Origin of the sequence: Rhizobium sp. RAF56 (assembly GCF_052113965.1) — a bacterium.
GTDB lineage: Bacteria > Pseudomonadota > Alphaproteobacteria > Rhizobiales > Rhizobiaceae > Rhizobium.
The window spans coordinates 1-6,105 of record NZ_JBFRDU010000083.1; the positions used below are offsets into that span (position 1 = coordinate 1).

A 6,105-nucleotide genomic window follows, 5' to 3' on the forward strand; every position below is an offset into this window, starting at 1 on the left:
TCGAGGAAGGTCTCCTGCACCTCCGCGACGCCATCACCGTCGGCGTCGCGAAGAAGGGTTATTTTGTTGCTGTCTTCATTGCCAGAGCCTCCGGATGTCGTCAGCGATTCCATCCATCCCATGATGAGATCCTTGGGTCGCTTGATCGCAGCCGCGGGTGGAGCGACGGATTGGACGGCAAGGACGTCGCCGTTCGGTAGCACATAGACCGACCGCGGATGCTTGAGCCCGGTGGCGAGCGCCTGGATCTTGAGGCCGGCGGGAACGACGGGCGTTTCCTTGTCTTCCCAGCCGACCACTTTCGCGAGATGCATCGGTGGCAGCAGATACTGGGACTGAGGAGGAAGCTTCGGATTAGGCCCGATAACGTCCTTCGGATTGGGGTCACTCGTACCGAAGGCCATTAGGCCGACGCCAGCTCCGGCGACTGCAACGATGGTGATCGCGGACGGCGAAAACCTGCTCATCGGGCCAACCTCCGCAGATATTGACGATTGACCGTCGCTCCAAAGACTCCAGCCACGAGAATGACGACAAAGGTGATGGCCGACAGCGTTAGGCCGGTCGGCACGACCGATGTCCAGGCGTCTCGGCTGTGAATGAAAGCGTTGAAAAGCGCCAGAACGAATACCGCGAGCAGCAACGCGAGGTATAGCCAGACAACGCCTGCGAGTTCCAACCTTCGCGAAGCGAGGTCGATGATGCAACCAACGGCCGCCAGCACTCCTAGAAGCAGGCCCGCGGTGAGAAGCCATGCTGAAAAGTTCGTCCACATCATCTCCGCTGTTCGCGAATAAGTCAGGTCCGTGGTAAACACTCCAATGAAACAGGCGGCAGAAAGATGTAACGGAAGCGAGCGGTAGGACATTGGCGGCCCTTTTGAATGACACGTTTGGCGCGGCCTTCCCTTAACTCGTCGAAAGAGCGTGGGGTTCCGGCCGGGACGTGTTCTCTATTCCCCGAGCCGCCGGCGAGGAACGAGGGATCTATTGAAGCTTGTGCCCCAAGCAGGCAGGTACGCATCTAAGGAACAGCGCTTCATCTAGCTCGCATTATTCGAGCAACCATCTTTATCGCCTCCTCCAGCGGCCTCTGGGCTTGGCAGTAGTCCTTCCACGCGTTCGCCTTCGCCAACAGTCGTGGCACGGTGCGGATGGTGTAGCGTTTTGGGTCGAGATCCGACCGCACCTGCGCCCACGTCAGCGGCATGGACACGGTCGCGCCAGGCCTCGCACGAGGCGACAGCGGTGCGACTGCCGTCGCCATTCGGTCGTTTCGCAGATAGTCGAGGAAAATGCGGCCGTTTCTCAAGCTCTTCTTCATGTTAATCAGAAAGAGTTCGGGATTGTCTCGCGCCATTATCTCGCAGACGTCGTGCGCGAACCCTTTGGCTTGGGCCCACTCCAGAGGTTTGCGTCGATTGATTGCTAGTGGCGTCACGACATGAAGCCCCTTGCCGCCCGTCGTCTTGCAAAAGCTTGTCAGGCCGAGGCCGTCGAGCCGGTCCCGCATCTCGCGCGCAGCATCGACGACCGTCGAGAACGGAACGTCTGGTCCCGGATCCAGGTCGAATACGAGGCGTCCCGGAACTTCCGGCTGCCCAGGCTGGCAATTCCAGGGGTGGAGTTCCACGGCCGCGATCTGCGCGACGGCCGCGAGGCCTTCGACGCGGTCGATCTGAAGATAGGGTTTCTTGTCCCCGAAGACTTTCACAAGTTCCAGAAGGTTCGAGGAGCCTTGCATGGCATGCCGTTGGAAAAACTGCTCGGACCCGATACCGTCGGGCGCCCGGATGAGCGAGCAAGGACGACCCCTGATATGGTCGATCAACCAATCTCCAACCGCCTCGTAGTATCTGGCGAGATCTTCCTTGGTGACCGGCTCCCCATCGTTCGCGTCCGGCCACAACGGCTTGTCAGGACTGGATATGAGAACACCCATAACTTCGGCCTTGGCGTTCTTCCCACGCGACACCCGGCGGCTTTGCGGCTGCGGTTGGCGCGGGTCGACAACAGCGGGTGATGCCGGCCGGTCCGCCTCCACTTCGCGCGCCGGCTTGTCGGCACGGAGTCCCTTGAAAGCCGCCTGCCGCACGAGACCGTCGCTGGTCCAGCCGGCGAACTCGATCTCGGCGACAAGCTCCGGTCTGACCCACACGACGTCTCGCTCTTTCTTCGGGGCGCCGACCCCCGTGAAGGGAGATGTGGGGATCTTCAGCTTTTGGAGCTGCGGCATGAGCATACCGACCTTTTGCGCACCGTAGCCGGTACCAACCCGCCCGAGATAGACAAAGTGATCTCCGCGATAGACTCCAACAATGAGCGAACGGAAACGGCCATTGGTCGTCGCATAGCCTCCGATCACGACCTCGTGCCCTGCCCTGCATTTGGACTTCACCCAACTATCGCTGCGGCCAGAAGCATACGGAGCGTCCGCCTTTTTGGAGACGATGCCTTCGAGAGAGAGCCGGCAGGCGGATTTCAGCACGGCCTCGCCGCCGGTCTCGAAGTGGTCGACGTATTGTATCAATGGGCCGACATCCCCCTCGCTAAGCAAGGATTGGAGCGCGTCCTTGCGCTCACTCAAAGACCTGCCGCGATAGTCGCTCTCGCCAAAGAGAAGGTCGAAGGCGAAGAAAATCAGATTGGCGGTCTTCTTTTCGGATAGTGCGGCCTGAAGCGCGGCGAAGTCGGGCGCCCCGTTCTCGTCGAGCGCGCAAACCTCGCCGTCGACGATGGCGTCCGGCAGCGCCGCAGCCGCCTTTGCGATTTCCGGAAATTTCGCCGTCCAGTCGAGACCCTTGCGAGTCCTCAAGGTCACTTGCCCGTCCCGGATCCGCATCTGGATGCGGTATCCGTCGAACTTGATCTCGTGCAGCCAGCCGTCCCCAGCAGGCGGTCGTTCGCTCACCTCGCAAAGTTGCGGCGGTATGAACTCCGGCGACGCCTGCGCTGAAGAACTACCCTTGCCCACGGAGTTCTCTTTCCGCTTGATGGCCGCCAGGCCGCGCGTGCTGTCCCATACGGCGTCAGCCGAAACCTCGCCGTCCGCGACCATGAACGGCTTCGGCTTCCGTCCCTTGCCCCCGGCGATCAACTCCATCGTCCGGCCCGACGCGACCGACCTGTCATTCTCCTCCAGAATGGCGCCGCCGCCCTCCTCGACGGAGAAGTCGTCGTGGTGCTTGATAAGAAGCCAGTTGTTTCGCTTCTGGTCCGGGTCGTTCCGCATACGGACGAGGACGAAGCTTCCATGAAGACGTTTTCCCTCGAGCGAGAACTTGAAGTCACCTTTTTTCAAGGCTTCCTCGGGTGATTTCGATCCTTCGGGCTCCCAGTATCCTCGGTCCCACAGCATGACAGTGCCACCCCCGTACTGCCCCTTCGGGATCGTGCCTTCGAAGTCGCCGTAGTCGAGCGGATGGTCTTCGACTTCGACGGCGAGGCGCTTGTCGTGCGGGTCGAGCGAAGGACCCTTTGTCACGGCCCAGGACTTGAAGACGCCGTCGAGCTCGAGACGAAGATCGTAATGAAGGCGCGTGGCGTCGTGCTTCTGGATGACGAAGCGGCGCCTGTTCGAGGGTTTAAGTCGCGTTTCGCCGCTTGGCTCGAGAGTCTTCTCGAAGTCGCGTTTCGCTTTATAGGTAGATAACTTGTCGGTAGGCATCGGAGCGCTCACTTTCCCTTTTCCGGAAAAAGCATTCGAGCCCAGAGGGTTCCGAGCCCATCACGCGTGTGCCCGTCGCCGGCATGTGCGAAGGGCCATCTTTGAAACGGATAGGATGTGGGTCCAATCGCTCGGTTGGCAATTCTGTGCATCCTCGGCAAACCTTTCGGCGCAGTCGGCGTTTCTCTCAGCGAGATGAAAAGGAGGAACGCCATGTCATCGTCACGCACCGCCCAGAAACAGCGGGAAATCCAGACGCAAGTCGAGCGGGCCGACAAGAAAAAGAAACCGCGATCCACCGGTGCGATGCAAGCCGGAGCACGCCGCTATCCCGAACCGCCGTTGCCGCAGGTGCATCAGGACAAACCGGGGGCCGAGCACGAGCTTCCGCTCGCCCCCATGTACGACGCCCCGTTCTACAAGGGCTCCGACAAGCTGAAGGACAAGGTCGCACTCATTACCGGCGGCGATTCCGGCATCGGTCGGTCGGTTGCCGTTCTCTTCGCGCGAGAAGGCGCCGACGTGGCGATCGTCCACCTGGACGAGGCCAAGGATGCCGAGGAAACGAAAGCGGCCGTCGCCAAAGAGGGCCGCAGGTGCGTCGTCATGAAGGGCGACGTCAAGGATCCGAAGTTTTGCCGCGCGGCGGTCGAAAAGACCATCAAGGAATTCGGCCACCTCGATATCCTCGTCAACAATGCGGCGTTTCAAGTTCACACCCAGGACATCGAGGATCTCAGCGACGAACACTTCGACGAGACGCTGAAGACCAATCTTTACGGATATTTCTATATGGCGAAGGCCGCCGTTCCGCATCTGAAGAACGGCTCGGCCATCATCAACACCGGTTCCGTCACGGGTCTTGAGGGCTCGAAGGAACTGCTTGACTATTCGATGACGAAGGGTGGCATTCATGCCTTCACCCGAGCCTTGGCCAGCCAACTCGTGCCCAAGGGCATCCGCGTAAACGCAGTGGCTCCAGGACCGGTTTGGACGCCTCTCAACCCTTCAGACAAGCAGGCCGAAGACGTGGAGAAATTCGGATTGCAAACGCCAATGAAACGAGCCGCCCAACCTGAAGAGATTGCGCCGGCGTATGTGTTCTTGGCGTCACCGCAGACTTCCAGCTACATCACCGGTGAGATCCTGCCGATCGTAGGAGGGTACTAGGCACGAACTGCCGTAACTTCGGCCTATTGCGGACATCGAACAAATGGAGACATTGGTGACTGCAAACCCGCGCAGTCACGAACGGCGGGCAGAGACCAGCATCATCATCGGTCTTTCAAGTTCTTCCGCCAGAGCGGGAAGTTGTCTGATTTGCTCGGCCGTCGGCGAGAATTCCTCAACCCTGCGGATGATAAACCCAGAGGAGATCAATGCATTCCACGTCGTTGCAATCGTTCGATGGTACTTGACGCCCTCCGAAAGCCGAGGCCTTCTGACCCGCCTTCGGCCTCGAGCGGCGCGACGCCCTGTGGCGAGGAACTCTCACTAAACTGCCAATGAGATCGACGGGTTGCAAACGGCTTTCGTTATCGAAGCAGCCCGTCGATGTCGAACTCTTCCCAACCGCGAAGGTTCGAAGCGGGCTCGTCCGATTTCTCTTCCTTGTCCTTCTTCGTCTTTCCGGCCTTCTTCAGCGACCGCGTCAACTTTGCCTTGTACGCCGCCTTCCGACGGTTCTCCGCTCTGGCTTAGGCGCCCGTCCGCGAGCCAGCGGTGCCGTTCGCTGGCTTTGATAGTCAGGATGTCCTGAATTTCTCGTGGGATGACGGGTAGGTTTTCGACGTCCTCCATCGCCTTTGTGAGGACGGTTGCCGCCGCATGGAACGCGGCCTTCTCCCTAACCGGCATCGCCAGTGTGATGTCGCTACCTTCGAGAGCGAGCGACTTCTTCCATGCGGAAGGAAGACGCGCTTGAAGTTCCTGAAGTATCCCTTTCGCGCGCACGGACGACCCTATGGTGGCCGTGGGAGACAGCGTCCATGTCCGAAGGAGCTCAACGTCGTTCTTTTCGTGTTTCGGCATGAGGCGTAGATGGTATCGGCAGCCCTGCACGTCAACGAGTTGAGACGATCCGAGAGAGGCCACGGGACGAGGATATCCCTCGGCGGACTATCCAAGTTCCTCGGCAAGCCCAATCAGAATGCCCTCAGGCCCACGAACGTAGCAGAGCTTGTAGGCGTCCTGATATCGGACGATGTCGCCCACAAGCTGCGCGCCGTGCGTTCGAAGTCTTTCTACCGTTTCATCAACGTCGTCGACAGTGAACATGGCTCGCAGATATCAAGTGCGTTCACCGGAGCGTTTCGATGATCAGAGATGATTTCGGGCTTTAGGAAGCGCGAAAGTTCGAGGCGGCTGTGTCCGTCCGGCGTGCGCATCATGGCGATTTCGACATGCTGGTCGCCCAGGCCCGTAACACGACCGGCCCAT

General features: G+C 59.9%; 3 protein-coding genes and 4 pseudogenes. 1 reads left to right on the forward strand and 6 read right to left on the reverse strand.

Annotated elements, in window-relative coordinates:
- From AB4048_RS28430 to ligD, 3 genes and pseudogenes are all read right to left on the reverse strand, one after another.
- Positions 1-404 (reverse strand): annotated as a pseudogene (locus AB4048_RS28430) (PQQ-dependent sugar dehydrogenase); the annotation flags it as partial.
- Positions 405-463: 59 nt separating this feature from the next.
- Positions 464-868, reverse strand: a complete 405-nt coding sequence (locus AB4048_RS28435; RefSeq protein ID WP_442205298.1) for a DUF2231 domain-containing protein — start codon at positions 866-868, stop codon at positions 464-466.
- A 170-nt stretch (positions 869-1,038) separates the two neighbouring features.
- Positions 1,039-3,666 carry a DNA ligase D gene (gene ligD, locus AB4048_RS28440; protein ID WP_442205299.1) on the reverse strand — a complete coding sequence of 876 codons (2,628 nt, stop codon included), beginning with the start codon at positions 3,664-3,666 and terminating at the stop codon, positions 1,039-1,041.
- 213 nt (positions 3,667-3,879) lie between these two features.
- Between ligD and AB4048_RS28445 the strand changes: the two genes are divergently transcribed.
- Positions 3,880-4,836, forward strand: a complete 957-nt coding sequence (locus AB4048_RS28445) for an SDR family oxidoreductase (RefSeq protein WP_442205300.1) — start codon at positions 3,880-3,882, stop codon at positions 4,834-4,836.
- Between the two features lie 75 nt (positions 4,837-4,911).
- On the opposite strand, the pseudogene AB4048_RS28450 reads toward AB4048_RS28445, so the two are convergent.
- The 3 pseudogenes from AB4048_RS28450 to AB4048_RS28460 all read right to left on the reverse strand — a co-directional run.
- Positions 4,912-5,139 (reverse strand): annotated as a pseudogene (locus AB4048_RS28450) (class I SAM-dependent methyltransferase); the annotation flags it as partial.
- A 62-nt stretch (positions 5,140-5,201) separates the two neighbouring features.
- Positions 5,202-5,697, reverse strand: a pseudogene (locus AB4048_RS28455) (hypothetical protein).
- Positions 5,698-5,784: 87 nt separating this feature from the next.
- Positions 5,785-6,105 (reverse strand): annotated as a pseudogene (locus AB4048_RS28460) (VOC family protein); the annotation flags it as partial.

Coding starts and splice junctions, on each gene's coding strand:
- AB4048_RS28445 (WP_442205300.1), top strand. CDS start 3,880: ATGTCATCGTCACGCACCGCCCAGAAACAGCGGGAAATCCAGACGCAA.
- AB4048_RS28435 (WP_442205298.1), bottom strand. CDS start 868: ATGTCCTACCGCTCGCTTCCGTTACATCTTTCTGCCGCCTGTTTCATT.
- ligD (WP_442205299.1), bottom strand. CDS start 3,666: ATGCCTACCGACAAGTTATCTACCTATAAAGCGAAACGCGACTTCGAG.